This window comes from Yoonia sp. D2-7, from assembly GCF_055809435.1.
Map to the genome: position 1 here is coordinate 1,822,044 of NZ_CM147912.1, position 14,886 is coordinate 1,836,929.

The 14,886-nt window shown below is 55.7% G+C and carries 20 protein-coding genes; 16 read left to right on the forward strand and 4 right to left on the reverse strand.

Annotated features, from left to right (window positions below):
* Positions 1–4: 4 nt before the first annotated feature.
* Together AC0L7R_RS08855 and AC0L7R_RS08860 are read left to right on the forward strand one after the other, a co-directional pair.
* Positions 5–961 (forward strand): fumarate hydratase, encoded by a 957-nt coding sequence (locus AC0L7R_RS08855; RefSeq protein WP_473656511.1) that lies wholly within the window; start codon positions 5–7, stop codon positions 959–961.
* Positions 958–1,623, forward strand: coding sequence for a fumarate hydratase C-terminal domain-containing protein (locus AC0L7R_RS08860; RefSeq protein WP_473656512.1), 666 nt, complete (start codon positions 958–960; stop codon positions 1,621–1,623). The genes AC0L7R_RS08855 and AC0L7R_RS08860 overlap by 4 nt, the downstream gene beginning before the upstream one ends.
* Here the strand turns inward: AC0L7R_RS08860 and AC0L7R_RS08865 are convergent.
* Complete coding sequence (locus AC0L7R_RS08865) at positions 1,620–2,498, reverse strand: LysR substrate-binding domain-containing protein (RefSeq protein ID WP_473656513.1); 879 nt, start codon at positions 2,496–2,498, stop codon at positions 1,620–1,622. The genes AC0L7R_RS08860 and AC0L7R_RS08865 overlap by 4 nt on opposite strands.
* Positions 2,499–2,681: 183 nt before the next feature.
* On the opposite strand from AC0L7R_RS08865, the gene AC0L7R_RS08870 reads away from it, so the two are divergent.
* Positions 2,682–3,509: a DUF2059 domain-containing protein gene (locus AC0L7R_RS08870; protein WP_473656514.1), complete on the forward strand. Its 828-nt coding sequence runs from the start codon at positions 2,682–2,684 to the stop codon at positions 3,507–3,509.
* Entirely contained in the window at positions 3,506–3,994 is a 489-nt protein-coding gene (locus tag AC0L7R_RS08875) for a hypothetical protein (protein ID WP_473656515.1), read from the forward strand. Before AC0L7R_RS08870 ends, AC0L7R_RS08875 begins: the two co-directional genes overlap by 4 nt.
* On the opposite strand, the gene AC0L7R_RS08880 is transcribed toward AC0L7R_RS08875, so the two are convergent.
* Entirely contained in the window at positions 3,991–4,338 is a 348-nt protein-coding gene (locus AC0L7R_RS08880; protein WP_348106604.1) for a hypothetical protein, read from the reverse strand. The two genes, AC0L7R_RS08875 and AC0L7R_RS08880, sit on opposite strands and share 4 nt — an antisense overlap.
* Positions 4,339–4,515: 177 nt before the next feature.
* Here AC0L7R_RS08880 and rplU point away from each other — a divergent pair, with 177 nt between their 5' ends.
* The 8 genes from rplU to AC0L7R_RS08920 all read left to right on the forward strand — a co-directional run bounded on the left by rplU (position 4,516) and on the right by AC0L7R_RS08920 (position 10,791).
* A complete protein-coding gene (gene rplU / locus AC0L7R_RS08885; protein WP_348106603.1) occupies positions 4,516–5,307 on the forward strand; it encodes a 50S ribosomal protein L21 in 792 nt (263 codons plus the stop codon).
* 12 nt (positions 5,308–5,319) lie between these two features.
* Complete coding sequence (rpmA, locus tag AC0L7R_RS08890; protein ID WP_183530947.1) at positions 5,320–5,589, forward strand: 50S ribosomal protein L27; 270 nt, start codon at positions 5,320–5,322, stop codon at positions 5,587–5,589.
* 149 nt (positions 5,590–5,738) lie between these two features.
* The gene (locus AC0L7R_RS08895) at positions 5,739–6,302 is read left to right on the forward strand and encodes a GNAT family N-acetyltransferase (protein ID WP_247128787.1); all 564 of its coding nucleotides are present in this window, start codon (positions 5,739–5,741) and stop codon (positions 6,300–6,302) included.
* On the forward strand, positions 6,275–6,817 hold the full coding sequence (locus tag AC0L7R_RS08900) for a GNAT family N-acetyltransferase (RefSeq protein ID WP_473656516.1): 543 nt from the start codon (positions 6,275–6,277) through the stop codon (positions 6,815–6,817). The genes AC0L7R_RS08895 and AC0L7R_RS08900 overlap by 28 nt, the downstream gene beginning before the upstream one ends.
* Complete coding sequence (locus AC0L7R_RS08905) at positions 6,810–7,307, forward strand: GNAT family N-acetyltransferase (RefSeq protein ID WP_473656517.1); 498 nt, start codon at positions 6,810–6,812, stop codon at positions 7,305–7,307. Before AC0L7R_RS08900 ends, AC0L7R_RS08905 begins: the two co-directional genes overlap by 8 nt.
* 73 nt (positions 7,308–7,380) lie before the next feature.
* Entirely contained in the window at positions 7,381–8,433 is a 1,053-nt protein-coding gene (gene obgE / locus AC0L7R_RS08910) for a GTPase ObgE (protein WP_247128784.1), read from the forward strand.
* Positions 8,421–9,527 (forward strand): glutamate 5-kinase, encoded by a 1,107-nt coding sequence (proB, locus tag AC0L7R_RS08915; protein WP_473656519.1) that lies wholly within the window; start codon positions 8,421–8,423, stop codon positions 9,525–9,527. The genes obgE and proB overlap by 13 nt, the downstream gene beginning before the upstream one ends.
* Before the next feature lie 7 nt (positions 9,528–9,534).
* Positions 9,535–10,791, forward strand: coding sequence for a glutamate-5-semialdehyde dehydrogenase (locus AC0L7R_RS08920; protein ID WP_473656520.1), 1,257 nt, complete (start codon positions 9,535–9,537; stop codon positions 10,789–10,791).
* A 6-nt stretch (positions 10,792–10,797) separates the two neighbouring features.
* Here AC0L7R_RS08920 and AC0L7R_RS08925 read toward each other — a convergent pair whose 3' ends face one another.
* Positions 10,798–11,391, reverse strand: a complete 594-nt coding sequence (locus AC0L7R_RS08925; RefSeq protein WP_473656521.1) for a histidine phosphotransferase family protein — start codon at positions 11,389–11,391, stop codon at positions 10,798–10,800.
* 28 nt (positions 11,392–11,419) lie between these two features.
* Between AC0L7R_RS08925 and AC0L7R_RS08930 the strand changes: the two genes are divergently transcribed.
* The 3 genes from AC0L7R_RS08930 to olsA all read left to right on the forward strand — a co-directional run bounded on the left by AC0L7R_RS08930 (position 11,420) and on the right by olsA (position 13,330).
* A complete protein-coding gene (locus AC0L7R_RS08930) occupies positions 11,420–11,599 on the forward strand; it encodes a DUF3553 domain-containing protein (protein ID WP_247128780.1) in 180 nt (59 codons plus the stop codon).
* A 134-nt stretch (positions 11,600–11,733) separates the two neighbouring features.
* Entirely contained in the window at positions 11,734–12,504 is a 771-nt protein-coding gene (locus tag AC0L7R_RS08935) for a GNAT family N-acyltransferase (protein WP_473656522.1), read from the forward strand.
* Between the two features lies 1 nt (position 12,505).
* Positions 12,506–13,330, forward strand: coding sequence for a lyso-ornithine lipid O-acyltransferase (olsA, locus tag AC0L7R_RS08940; protein WP_473656523.1), 825 nt, complete (start codon positions 12,506–12,508; stop codon positions 13,328–13,330).
* Here olsA and AC0L7R_RS08945 read toward each other — a convergent pair.
* A complete protein-coding gene (locus AC0L7R_RS08945) occupies positions 13,313–13,942 on the reverse strand; it encodes a thiamine phosphate synthase (RefSeq protein WP_473656524.1) in 630 nt (209 codons plus the stop codon). The two genes, olsA and AC0L7R_RS08945, sit on opposite strands and share 18 nt — an antisense overlap.
* Before the next feature lie 139 nt (positions 13,943–14,081).
* Between AC0L7R_RS08945 and AC0L7R_RS08950 the strand changes: the two genes are divergently transcribed.
* A complete protein-coding gene (locus AC0L7R_RS08950) occupies positions 14,082–14,822 on the forward strand; it encodes a TrmH family RNA methyltransferase (protein WP_473656525.1) in 741 nt (246 codons plus the stop codon).
* Positions 14,823–14,886 lie beyond the last annotated feature (64 nt).

The window sequence follows — 14,886 nt, forward strand, 5'->3', positions numbered from 1 at the left end:
TCAGATGATTCCTATCTCGCTTATTCAATCCACCGCCGAAACGCTGATGGACAAGGCGGCCATTGAAATACCGCAGGATTATCTGGACGGTCTGCAAGAAGCCGCACGTACCGAGGACGGCGATCTATCGTCATTCGTCCTTAAAGCAATGCTCGAAAACTACGATGCCGCGAAGGAAGACCGCCGCGCGATGTGTGGCGATACCGGCGTGCCGCGTTGGTTTGTGAAGATGGGAAATGATGCGGCCGTCGAAGGGGGCATGTTTGCGTTGGAAGGCGCGTTGCGTCGTGCCACCGCCAGCGCCACCAACGGGGTTCCACTGCGTCCCAATCGCGTCCATCCACTTTGGCGGACGGATCACAACAACAACGTCGGCATTGGTGCGCCCGAAATTGAATACGGGTTTGAACCGGATGGTGATTGGATTGATCTGATCACGGTTCACAAAGGCGGGCTGTTCGGGTCCGATTACCGGATGTTGTTTCCGTCGGATGGTATTCAGGGGATCAAACGGTTCTACCTCGATAGTCTGATGGCTTTCGGAAAACGGGGATTGGCCTGTCAGCCAGCGATCATCGGTATCGGGCTTGGCGGATCAAAAGACACCTGCATGACGCTTGGCAAGCGGGCATCGACGTTGCGGATTGTCGGGTCACGCAATAGCGATCCCGAGATTGCAAAGATGGAAGATGAATTCAAAGACCTTGGGAATTCCATTGGCATGGGGGCCATGGGCTTTGTCGGTAAGAACATGGTCATCGATTGCAATATCGAGGTGGGCTACTGCCACACAGGTGGGATGCCGATGTCGGTGCATGCGTTCTGTCTGTCATCGCGCAGGGCCGTGGCGCGGATATTCCCTGACGGGCGTGTAGAACATCGGACGGACCCCGATTGGTTTACACCCTACCAAAGACGCGAAACCGTCGATTGGACCCCAGTACTGGAGGCCGCAGAATGACCATTCGTGAAGTCCGCCTGTCTACGACCCCAACCCCCGAAGCCATCGCTGATCTGCGGCTTGGCGACATCGTCTATCTTGATGGCCTCATGTATACAGCCCGCGAAGGCGTTTACATGCGCGCGCTTGAAGACAAAGCGAACATTCCGATGGAATTGCCAAGCCAGTCTGCCGCGAATTTCCACTGTTCGCCTGCAGCACGGATCAATCCAGACGGTAGCTTTGACATGGGCGCGGTGACCGCTACCGCATCGTTTCGCTTTGCCAAATGGTTACCTGAATGGATGGCCAAAACCGGCGCGAAGTTGATCGTGGGCAAAGGCGGAATGACGTCGAAAGACTACAAGGACTATTTCGTCCCCAACGGGGCGGTCTATTTATCTACGGTTGGATATGGGACAGGCGCGCTGCTGGGGCGTGGCGTCGAAAGCGTCGAAGCTGTGCACTGGAACGAAGAACTTGGGATCGCGCAAGCAATGTGGGTCCTGAAATGCAATCGGATGGGACCGTTCATCGTGGCCTCTGATATGAACGGCGACTGCCTGTTCGAACGTGAGAACGCAAAGATCGCCGCCAATATTGCGCATGTGTACGTAGGCACAAAACCAGCAGTTCTCAAACGCTACGGCGAAACCGACGACAGGTCTGACGAAGTGATTTAGGTCGTTTCTGCGATCACATCTGACAATGCGGCAAAGACTTCGTCCAACAAGCGGGTTTTGATGTGATCCTTGCGGTACGCCAGTCCCAGCAATCGGGTAGGCGCATCGGTTCCCAATGCGACCCGCTTTACCGCAACTTGTTCAAGCGGTTTGACGACCAGGTCAGGTACGATTGACACGCCAAGGTTCGCCTGCACCATACTTGTGATCGGTTCTGGGCTATCAAGTTCCATGGCTTCCGTCACACGCACTTTGTTTGCTACCAGCCAGTTTTCAATCAACGTCCCCAGCACGGCGCGACGGTTGAACCGAATGAACGGTCGACTGTGCAGCAACGCGATCGGATCATCCAGCGGGTCTTGGGCGTGGGCAATCAGTTGCAAAGGTTCACGGGCGAGGTCTTTGAAAGCGATGTCGGCGGGCAGCAAATGGGGACGGGTTACAATCGCGGCATCGACGGACCCGCGCGAGATATCGGCGAGCAGGGTTTCGGTCAAACCCGGTCGAATATGGATGCCAAGCGCGGGAAACCTGTCCTTCAACCGTGCCATTGCGTGTGGTGTCAGGCCGGTCAAAGTAGTCCGTAAAGCACCCAAGGTGACGACGCCGCTTAATCCATCGTCCCCCAGTACCGACGGCGCAAGGTTGTCGTAATCCGCGATCAACTGACGCGCCTTTCGGACGACGTCGTGTCCGATTGGGGTTAATTCGGGCGTGCGTGTGTCCCGATTGAACAGGGCCAACCCAAGGTCAGCCTCAAGCGTTTGCATTTGTTGGCTGACAGCTGCGTGTGTAACGCGAACCTCGTTGGCTGCTGCAGAAAATGTGCGGGTATCGGCCACGGCCACCAGCGTGCGCAAAAGGCGGATTGTCATGGGATATGCTTGATGCCTGTTGTCATGGCCGGAGGATACGCAAGCTATCGGCGAATTCCAAGTCACGCAAAGCCGCAGCGCATTGTGGCGTGTCAGCGTATTGCTGCAAGTTGAAGGGTATTGCGCTTGGAAAAACGCAAGGGCCGCCATATCTTAACAAAAGATCGCTAAAAGGATTACTTGATGTTGACCCGCCTGACCTTCGCCGCAGCCCTCGCGCTGACACCTGCCATAAGCTTTGCCAATGTGGCCAAAGAAGATGTGGCGAACCTGTTTGCGGCCATGGACCTTGATGCCATCGTGTCCATCATGCGCGAAGAAGGATTGGAATACGGGGAACAAATCGCTGAAGACCTGTTTCCGGATCGGACGTCTTCGGATTGGCCTGAAACGGTGTCACAGATTTACGACTACGACACCATGCGCGACGGGCTGGAAATGCAGTTTGGTGCGGCCTTGGGTGATGTGAACATCGACAGTCTGATCGCATTTTTCGAAGGCGAAGTTGGCCAGACTGTTGTCGGTTTAGAAGTCGCGGCGCGTCGCGCTTTGATGGACGAAGACATCGAAGAGGCCAGCAAAGAAGCGGCGGCCATCGCAATTGCCGATGAAACACCACGGTTTTCCTTGGTCGAGGAATTCGTCGAGACCAATGATTTGGTGGAAACCAATGTCGTCGGGGCGCTGAACGCAAACTACGCATTCTATCTGGGCTTGTTGGATGGCGGGGCCTTTGGCCAAGATCTGACAGAAGAACAAATTCTGACGGACGTCTGGAACCAAGAAACCGAAATCCGCAAGAATACCTATGAATGGGTCTATTCCTATCTGCTTATGGCCTACCAACCGCTCAGCGACGCCGAACTGCAGGCCTATATCGACTTTTCCGAAACCGAAGACGGGCAGGCGTTGAACACAGCTTTGTTTGTGGCCTTTGATGAAATGTTCGAAGGGATCAGCCGTGCGCTTGGTCTTGCGTCATCACAATACATGGCGGGGCAGGATCTATGATGCGCCCAAGCGCCTTGGCGGCAAGCGTGGTTATCGCGACTGCAAGCATGAGCCATGCAGACACGACCGAATTGATGTTCTGCGCCATGGAAAACAATTCAAAGATGGTGTCGGTCCGGTTGGACGGCGCGGATGTGACCTATGCGTACGGCAATCTCAACGAAATGTCTGATCTCGTGCTGACCACACCGGCTGCAGATGTCGACTACCAACCTTGGCCGGGCGTTGGGAACACCATATGGGAAACGATTACATTCTATAACGGCGGCTACGAATATGTGGTCGTCATGGGCGCCGAACGTCAGGACAATCCGCAGAAATACGGCGGCATCACTGTGCGCAAAGCCGGAGAAGAGATTGCAGCGCTCGACTGCATTCCGTCCTCCGTCTCCTTCGACTTCGGCAACCAGTTGTACGATGCGAAGACACAAGCAGGGTGGTGCCTTGATCGTGGCGCTAAGGGCGGATGGACCCGCTGTGACTAAGAACTGTAAACCATCAGCGCAGTAACTAACGCGCCGGGGTTGTTGTCGTAAATCCCGATGTCACCGCGTAACTGGACCAAACGGGCAGGGCGATCCTGCAGGGGAATGCCTGCTTCTTCCATCGCGGTGCTGATCGCTGGACCGCCGCCTGCCATGATTTCGGGGATGATCTGGTCAAAGGTGGATTTTACCGCGATTTCGACGCGTCCCCGCCGTTCGTTATAGATCGCGTTCTCAGTCGCGGATGTCAGGGCGTTGACGGGCCACAGCAACGGATTGCCAAGGTGATTGGCTTCGCTACTGCAGGCGGCTAGAAATATCAGTGAAATAAGTGTGCTGCGCATGGTTTTGGCCTCTTTCTGGGCTTGACTTAAAATACATCTGCGCACATAAGCCGCCATCTCATCAAGGCACTTGGTGAGGGTAAAGCGAAAAACTGCCCTTACAGGCACGCAGTCCACAGGTACCAAACACTCGTTCAATCGGGGGCCTCAGAGACGCGAAAGACAAAGGAATACACTATGTTTGCGGTTCTTAAGACCGGTGGCAAACAGTACAAAGTTGCATCAGGCGACGTACTGCGTGTCGAAAAATTGGATGCCGCCGCTGGCGACCAGATCCAATTCAACGAGATTCTCATGGTTGGTAACACTGTTGGCGCTCCACTTGTGGAAGACGCTGGTGTTCAGGCAGAAGTTGTTGACCAAATCAAAGGCCCTAAGACGATTAACTTCGTTAAGCGCCGTCGTAAGCACTCTTCTGCACGTAAGAAGGGTCACCGTCAGCAGCTCACAGTTGTTCGCATCGGCGATATTCTTGAAGCAGGCGCTGGCAAGTCCGGCGTGAAAGCTGCCGTATCCGGTGCTGGTAAAGTTGTATCTGAAGCAATCGCTGCAGGTAACGGCGCACCAACATCCAAGAAAGCCGAAGCTGCTGCAAAACGCGCTTCTACTCCGAAGGCTGCTAAGCCTGCGGCGAAGAAAGCCGATAGCGCACCAGCAAAAGCTGCACCAAAGAAAGCTGCAAAAGCAGACGCCCCACAGGCTGAAGCTGAAGTTGCAAACGCTGGTACAAAGCCTGCCAACCTGCTGAAAGAAGCACGTGGCGGTCAGCCTGACGATCTGAAGCGTATTTCAGGCGTCGGTCCAGCACTCGAAAAGAAGCTGCATTCAAACGGCATCTTCCACTTCGATCAAGTTGCAGCTTGGACAGCAGACGAAATTGCGTATATGGATGACCAATTGTCATTCAAAGGCCGCATTGAGCGTGACGAGTGGCTGAAACAAGCCGCAGAATTCGCTAAAGAAGCGTAAGGAGAGACACCAATGGCACATAAAAAAGCAGGCGGTTCATCCCGTAACGGTCGCGACTCAGCTGGTCGCCGTCTTGGCGTGAAAAAGTACGGCGGCGAAGTCGTGATCCCAGGCAACATCATCATGCGTCAGCGTGGCACAAAGATGTGGCCAGGTATGGGTGTTGGCATGGGCAAAGATCACACGATCTTCGCAACCATCGAAGGCAACGTACAATTCCACAAAGGCCTTAAGGGCCGTACCTTTATTTCAGTTCTCCCAGTGGCGGAGGCCGCTGAGTAAACCGAAGTTTCCAAGGTAACGCATTTGGGGGGATCGGTGAACACCGGTCCCCCTTACTTTTTCATACTATCGACACGATATGAAAGTAGACGACAGTTCTGACGTGAGGCCCAGTTTGGGAGGCACCGGTTTTTCGAGGAGGGAAAGCCATGATGCACAATACAATCGCAACGCCGGATAAAGCGGCGACAAACGACCAGATCACAATTGCGGCGGACCGCTTTGTGTTACGCCCATTGCGGCGTGCTGATGTGGGTCTTGTCGCGATGTATGCAGGTGATGAACGTATTGCGCGCGGTACCCGTGCCATGCCGCATCCTCTGCCTCCGGGGACTGTCGAGGCGATGATTGATCGCGCCAGCGCCGATGACCGGCTTGAAGATATCTGGATTCTGGACGGCACTGATGGCGGGAATGCCGAAGCACTGGGCCTGATCAGCCTCAACCGGATGGACCGTGATCAATCCGAGATTTTCTATTGGATCGCGCCTGCGTTCTGGAACACGGGTCTCGCGACCGAAGCTGTCCGGACATTGCTGGCCGCAAATCCGCACAACGCAAAGCAAATTTTTGCTGAAGCGTTTCAAGACAACCCAAGCTCGGCACGTGTGCTGACAAACAACGGGTTCGACTATCTGGGCGATGCGGAAGCCTATTCCGTCGCTCGCAAGGCTACGGTGCCAACATGGACGTATATGCTCAAAATGGGGTGACCCCCGTACCGGTGATCAAAACGGCGCGGCTTGAACTGCGTCCGATGGCGCTGTCGGATGTCGATGCGATTGTTCCGCAGTTGAATAATCTTGACGTGACGCGTTGGCTTTCGGTTGTTCCGCATCCTTATACTAAAGAGGACGCGATCTGGTTCATCGAAGAAAACCTTGCAGGTCGCGCCGCGTCGTGGTCGATTTTCAAAGATGATACGTTGATCGGAAACGTCGGCGGTGGTGATGCCCACGGGTATTGGCTGGGCCAAGACCATTGGGCGCAGGGCTATGCGACTGAGGCCGCGATGGCGGCCTGTGCGCACCATTTCGCGACAACCGACGATGTTGAGATCACCAGCAACTACTTCCTCGGCAATGTCGGGTCAGCCAACGTGCTGGGAAAGCTTGGCTTTTTGCCGACGGACATCAGCACGTCACATTGTGCGGCGACATGCACAGACGTGCAGTCGCAAGGCATGGTGCTGACCCGTACCCGTTGGGAAAGCCTCCACAATGCTTGACCTGACGTATCACGACTGTGCGCCTGACGATTTCGATCCGATGATGGCGCTTGCCTCTGATTGGGATGTCGTACGCCAGCTTGGCCGTTGGAAATGGCCTGCGGATCCCGAACAAGTGCGGTTCTATTGCAAACCTTACGAAGGACGCGGTTTTCTTTGGACGATCAAGCACGGAGCTGAATGGGTCGGCCGTATCGGTATCACTAGTGGTGACATTGGCTATACGCTGCCGCGATCAGTCCATGGACGTGGTATCGCAACTCAAGCCGCGACCTTTGCGATCAATCACCACTTTGCGACAACAGATGATCAGGTGATCACCGGATCGACTTGGAACGACAATGCGGCCTCGCAGCACGTCCTAGAGAAATTGGGCTTCAAGCATTGGCAGACCTGCTACATGCGGTCGGTCGCACGGGGCTATCCGGTCTTGGTGCGCCAAAACAAACTGACCCGACAGGATTGGGAAGCCGGACCGCTGGCGTCTTAAACCCGCCACGCCTTGAGGGCGTGTAAGAAATAGATTAAGCGCCATCCAACACTGGTAGAAAGCACCCGATCCTATGAAGTTCCTCGATCTCGCCAAAGTCTATATCCGCTCGGGCAGCGGTGGTGGCGGCTGTGTGTCTTTTCGCCGCGAAAAGTTTATCGAATACGGTGGTCCTGATGGCGGCGACGGCGGCAACGGCGGGTCGGTCATTGCAGTGGCTGTCGAAAGCCTGAACACGCTGATCGATTTCCGCTACCAGCAGCACTTCTTTGCGAAGAACGGCCAGCATGGCATGGGATCACAGCGCACAGGGGCCACAGGCGACGACATCATCCTGCGCGTTCCTGTCGGGACCGAAATTATCGACGAAGACGAAGAAACAATCCTGTGTGACATGACAGAGGTCGGCCAGCGGTTTGTGATCGCCAAGGGTGGTAACGGCGGCTGGGGCAACCTGCACTTTAAATCCTCTACCAACCAAGCACCGCGCCGCGCGAACCAAGGGCAAGAAGGCATTGAACGCACGATCTGGCTGCGGTTGAAGCTTATCGCGGACGTTGGACTGTTGGGGATGCCAAATGCCGGCAAATCCACGTTCCTCGCTGCCACATCCAATGCGCGGCCAAAGGTTGCAGATTATCCATTTACGACGCTTGTGCCTAACTTGGGCGTCGTCGGCGTTGATAACGTTGAATTTGTGGTTGCCGACATTCCCGGCTTGATCGAAGGGGCATCCGAAGGGCGCGGTCTTGGCGATCTGTTCTTGGGTCACGTTGAACGCTGTTCAGTACTGCTGCACCTTGTCGATGGCGCGTCTGGCGATCCGGTGAAAGACTACGAGACGATCATTGGCGAACTCGAAGCCTACGGCGGTGATCTTGCGGATAAGCCGCGCGTAACCGTGCTAAACAAAATCGACGCGCTCGACGATGAAGAACGTGAATTCATCAAAGAAGAGCTGGAAGCAGCGACCGGGTCTCCCGTCATGCTGATGTCCGGCGTCAGCACCGAAGGCGTAACCGATGTGTTGCGCGCGTTGCGTGACCAGATTGACGCGGACAAGCTGCGCCACCGTATTGCGGAGGCGGCCGAGGAAGAAGACGAGGACGCACCGTGGCAGCCTTAACCGACGCAAAACGACTAGTCGTAAAAATTGGATCAGCGCTGCTGGTTGATCGGGACACGGGCGATTTCCGCGGTGACTGGCTGCAATCGTTGGTGGATGACGTGGCCGTTCTGCGCGCACGCGGCACCGACGTGGTGCTGGTATCTTCCGGATCGATCGCGCTAGGGCGCGGGGTCTTGGACCTACCTGCGGGGCCATTGCCGCTAGAACAATCTCAAGCGGCCGCAGCTGTCGGGCAAATCCGGCTCGCACGGTATTACGAAGAAGCATTGGCCAAACACGGGCTGTCGGCGGCGCAAATCCTTGTCACGCTCGAGGACTCGATGGACAGGCGGCGGTATCTGAACACGCGTGCGACAATGGAAACGCTGTTGTCACTGCGCGTGACGCCGATTGTGAACGAAAACGACACGATCGCGACGGACGAAATTCGCTACGGCGATAATGACCGACTGGCAGCACAGGTGGCCGTGACCATTGGTGCCGACCAACTGGTGTTGCTATCAGACGTCGATGGTTTCTACACAGCGAACCCGCAACAAGACGCCACGGCGAAACGGCTGGACGTGATCGACACCATCACACCCGAGATCGAAACGATGGCTGGCGATGCGGGTTCCGGCTTGTCCAAAGGCGGGATGAAGACAAAAGTCATGGCAGCACGCGTTGCCGTTGAAGCAGGCTGCGCCATGGCGATCACATTAGGGTCGCCCTTAAACCCATTGAAAACGCTGGAAAACGGTGCACCGTGCACGTGGTTCACCGCACAGACCGACCCACAAGCCGCCCGCAAACGGTGGATTGCCACAATGAAACCAAATGCGCAGGTGGTGATTGATGCGGGTGCACTGGACGCGCTGCGACGTGGCAAAAGTCTGCTACCGGCAGGCGTTGTCGCGGTCAGCGGCAGCTTCGGGCGTGGCGACCCAGTTGCGATAGAAAATGAAGCAGGCCAAGTGCTGGGCGTGGGACTGTCACGTTACACAAGCGCCGAGGCCCGCCAGATCAAAGGCTGCCGGACGCAAGATATTGAAGACGTGCTGGGTTACAAAGGGCGCACCGCCTTGATCCATCGCGATGACATGGTGCTGTGAGGAAAAAATGACTGAAATCAATGATATGATGCATGAAATTGGCGCAAACGCACGCGCCGCAGCCGCGATCCTTGCAGCAACACCGGCACCGGCGAAGCGCAAAGCATTAGAAGCCGCTGCAGACGCCGTCTGGGCGCAGCGCGACCACATCATTGCCGAGAACGTCAAAGACATGGCGTTTGGCGCGAACAAGGGCCTCAGCCCTGCGATGATGGACCGTCTCATGCTGGACGAGGACCGCATCAAAGGCATGGTCGATGGGCTGCGTGCAGTGGCCGCGCAAGACGATCCCGTTGGCGAAGTGACCGAAGAATGGACGCAACCCAGTGGGCTGCACATTCAACGTGTCCGCACGCCGATTGGCGTGATTGGTGTGATCTACGAAAGCCGCCCGAATGTGACGGCGGACGCAGGGGCGCTTTGCTTGAAGTCGGGTAATGCCGTGATTTTACGGGGCGGGTCGGAAAGTTTTCATTCAGCAACGGCCATCAACGCGTGCCTGCAAGAAGGGCTGCGAGCCGCGGGCCTACCGGAGGCGGCGATCCAATTGGTTCCAACACGCGACCGCGAAGCCGTCAGCGCGATGTTACAAGCCGTTGACCACATCGACGTGATCGTGCCGCGTGGTGGCAAAGGCCTTGTTGGGTTGGTGCAAAAAGAAGCCCGCGTGCCTGTTTTTGCGCACCTTGAGGGGATTTGCCACGTCTACGTGGACGGATCGGCTGACTTGGAAAAGGCGCGCGCTGTCCTGTTGAACGCAAAAACCCGCCGGACCGGGATCTGTGGGTCGGCGGAAACGGTTCTGATCGACCAAGCCTTTTTCGACGCGCAAGGTGCTGGTCTGGTCAACGATCTAATTGCGGCAGGCGTCGAAGTCCGCGCGGACGGACCCTTGGCAAAAGTCGAAGGAACGATACCCGCGAAACCAGATGATTTTGGCCGCGAATTTCTGGACATGATCATCGCGGCACGCGTTGTTGACGGTGTCGACGGTGCGATTGCGCATATTCGGGAACACGGGTCCAACCACACAGATGCGATCATCTGCGAAGATGACGCTGTTGCGCAAACCTTCTTCACGCAACTCGACAGTGCGATCCTGATGCGCAACGCCTCAACGCAGTTTGCTGATGGTGGCGAATTCGGGATGGGCGCCGAAATTGGGATCGCGACGGGCAAGCTTCACGCCCGTGGACCCGTTGGCGCGACTCAATTGACGAGCTTTAAGTACCTCGTCACGGGCGATGGAACGATCCGGTCTTAATTGTATTTACTTGAATGTCGCGGTGATCTGGTCGCCGGTTACTGCGATATTCAGGGTGCGACGCGCCTCCTGCAGCACAATGGGAAGCAGGGCGAATTGCACCTCGGCGGCGGAATGTTCGTATCCCAATCTGGGTCGCGTCAGGCTGTCCCACAGGCTTTCATCATAGTTCATCCGGTCGCCATGCGCGGTTAAGGTCCATTTATCGGCGTCTTGAATAATGGTGATGTCGCCACCGACAGGAAACGCGGTTTCAAAGCATTGCAGCAGTAGAAATGCGATGCGCACGTCGCGCCGCGCATGATCGTTGTCGACCTGCCAGTAATACGTAAACCGTCCTGATTTTGCGGTGGCTGACAGGATCGAAAGGACTTCGGTCCGGCCAATGATCTGATCCGCACTGGCGGCACCAAAGGCCACGCGAAAAAACCTGATCCGTGCATTTGCGTTCTCGACACTTTCACTGATCAGCGCCATTTCGGGCCCTGACGTCGATTCAGTCAATCCAATCAATTCGACCCCATTGCCGATTGCACCAATTGGACTGATAAGGTCGTGGCATATACGAGATCCGACCAGTGCTGCGATGTCATTGCGCATGATTTGGGCCTAACGTGAAAGAAATACGATGTCTGAGATGAACGCGATACTTGAGCCGGGCATGATCGTCCGTCACACCGAGAAGCCAGAGTGGGGCGAAGGGCAGGTCCAATCGAATATTGCAGGGAAAATCACGGTCAATTTTCGCGAAGAAGGAAAGGTTGTTATGGATGCCGCACACGTCATTCTTGAAATAGTCACCTTCTGAAATATCTTGCAACCAAGGGTAGCGTAGGCAGTAATTCTGTCAACTCATGTCTGTTTTGTGTAGCTGCAGAAAGTTGATAGAGTGTTAACAATCGCTAACCATCAATTTCCATCTCAGGACATAATGCCAGTCCCATGAATATCGTTTCTCCACCTTCCCGATTTGCGGTCTCGTTGGCCCAAGGACCAGAAGACCTGCACGCGGTGCAACGGTTACGTTATGATGTCTTCTGCAAGGAAATGGGAGCTGATAGCGCTGGAACTGACCACGCCGCGCAAACCGAAGGTGACCCTTTTGATACGTTCGCCGATCATCTGATTTTGCGTGATTTGTCGTTGAAAGGTGCGGCACAAGTCATTGGAACATATCGTCTTATGCGGACCAAGCAGGCAGTGGAAGCGGGCGGTTTTTACTCGGCCCGCGAATTTGACCTGACACCTTTGACCGACGGGCGCGACGATGTGCTGGAGCTAAGCCGGTCCTGTATTCGGGCGGATTATCGCGGCGGATTGTCTTTGATGCACCTGTGGCAGGCATTGGCCCGCTATGTCGAAAGTCATCATATTTCGTATTTGTTTGGCGTTGCGTCCTTTCCGGGCGTCGATTTGGATGTTCACCGGAACGCGATCCGGCACTTGCATGCGAAGCATCTCGCACCCGCAGATATACGTCCCTGTGCGCATGGTGACGGGGCCGTTGACCCGTCCGAATTTGCGGGCGACGTGGATGATCATCGGGCCGCTATGGTCGCGATGCCGTCTTTGATCAAAGCGTATCTTCGGATGGGTGGCGTTGTGGGGGCTGGCGCGTTCGTTGACCTCGATTTTCAGACGACGGATGTTTGCATGATATTGGAAACCGCGCAGTTGTCGGCGCGCCAACGCGCGATGCTGGGGGCCCAATAACGTGTCGGAACCATGGGATTCGGTCGACCATCCGACAATGCCCGCAATCGGGGTAATCGGTTGGTTTCATATTGTCCGACGGGGCGTGCCACTGATCCTGATGATCGCGGTTTGCTTGATGTTGCTCTTGGTCGTGCGATTGATCGAAGCTCCAATCTGGAAGGCCAAGCGCCCGATCACGCCGTTCATCACGCAGTTCGTGTGCAAGAACGCGTTTTATATCATGGGTATACGGCACGAAGTTCAGGGCAAGGTGATGCGCGGACCCGGTGCTGTTGTCGCCAATCATGTGTCTTGGTTGGATATTTTTGCACTGAACGCGACCAAGCGTATCTACTTCGTGTCGAAGTCAGAAGTTGCCAAATGGCCCGGTATCGGTTGGCTCGCACGGGCCACCGGAACCGTCTTTATTCAGCGTGATCGGAAAAGTGCAAAAACGCAGGTTTCTGTTTTTCAGGAACGATTAAAAGCGGGCCATAAGCTATTGTTTTTTCCTGAAGGGACGTCGACCGACGGGCTTCAGGTGCTTGGCTTCAAGCCTACGCTATTTGCTGCGTTTTTTGACCATGATCTGCGTGAGACTATGCGTATCCAGCCGGTAACAGTGAAATACATCCCTGACGAAAGCAGCGATCCCCGTATTTACGGTTGGTGGGGCGATATGGACTTTGGTCCGCATCTGCTGGCCACACTGGCCGCAACCCGTCAGGGCGCGGTCAGTGTGCGGTATCATGAACCCGTAAACGTCCGGGATTTCGCAAATCGCAAAGAGCTGAGCCTTGCTGTTGAAACTGCGGTGCGCGCGGGCTTAAGCCACGATCGCTGAACGCAGGTCAGCGAAGGCTGCAATTGGATCTTCTGCGGACCATATTTCGTTGCCGATACCGAAGAAATCAGTGTGCGGCGAAATCTTGGTGATCAATTCTTTGGTCAACGCACCTTCCGCGACAACCGGCACTTCGATCATCATGGACCACCATTCGAACAGGTCGACTTCTGCTTGTGATCCATCTCCCAGCGACGTCTGTCCACAGGGGCCGAACGCCACATAATCAACGCCCAATTCACCGGCTGTCATACCGTCGTGGCGAGAAGTCCCGCAGAAGCTGCCGACAATGGCATCATCGCCCAGTTCTTTGCGGACTTTCTTCACAGACCGTGCGCCGTCCGTCAGGTGCACGCCATCAAGGCCCAGACGTTCGACCAGTTGGATATGTGTGTCGATCACCAATGCGACGTCGCGCGCGTGTGTCACTTCGCGTAAGGCGTCTGCCGTGCGGGCGATCACGTCTTCGTCTTTTGTGCCCAAGGCCAATCTGACGCATCCGACCTCTGCGGCATCAAGACAGGCGCCGAGAATATCCGGGTAGGTCATCAATTCGACCTCTGACGGGGTGATCAGGTACAGCTGGGGCAGTTCTACGTCTGAGTCGGCCATGGGTAAATTCCGTCTTTTATCTTGTGTTGCCCCCCTTTAGCTGGATTTTTGCCGCTTGGCTATCAGTGTCGCAAAGCTGTTACGCTTGTCTTAACCGCGCGTGCCACGTATCAGGCGGGCGATCTTTAAAGGAACCGAAATGCCCCAAGATACGCCTCAACCCGCGTTTGTTCTGATCCGTCCGCAGATGGGTGAAAATATTGGTGCGGCTGCGCGTGCGATGTGGAATTTCGGATTGGACCGGATGCGGATTACAAGTCCGCGAGATGGGTGGCCAAACCAAAAGGCCGTTGCGATGGCCAGCGGTGCGGGGCGGCTGTTGGACGAAGCTGTGATGTGCGACAGCACTGCCGATGCAATTGCCGATTGTACCTATGTCTATGCCACGACTGCGCGTCCCCGCGAGCTGACAAAGCCAGTATTTACGCCCGCATTCGCCATGAAGGACGCCGCGCAACGTATTGCAAATGGTGAAAAAGTTGCAATCCTGTTTGGACCTGAACGGGCAGGGATGGAAAACGACGACATCGCCAAGGCGAACGCGATTATCTCGGTCCCTGTGAACCCTGAATTTGCGTCGCTGAACCTTGCGCAATGTGTGCTGCTGACCGCCTATGAATGGCGTCAGGCGACCGTGGACACTGTGCCGTCCATCGTTTCCATGGAAGGTGAATGGGCGTCACACGCGGAAATGGAAGCGCTGGCGACTCATTACGAAGACCGGATGGAAACCGCCGGTTTTTTCTATCCCGAACACAAAGCGCCGAGCATGAAGATCAATTTGCGTAACCTGTGGTCGCGTCTGCCGTTGACCCGCGCGGATGTGCAAATGTTGCACGGCGTGATGCGACAAATGGTGCGCTGGAAAGAGCGCGATTAAGCCCCAAATTGCCCTGTGACTCGCGTGCACAACCCGTGCACAATGCGCGCACTGACACATCCGG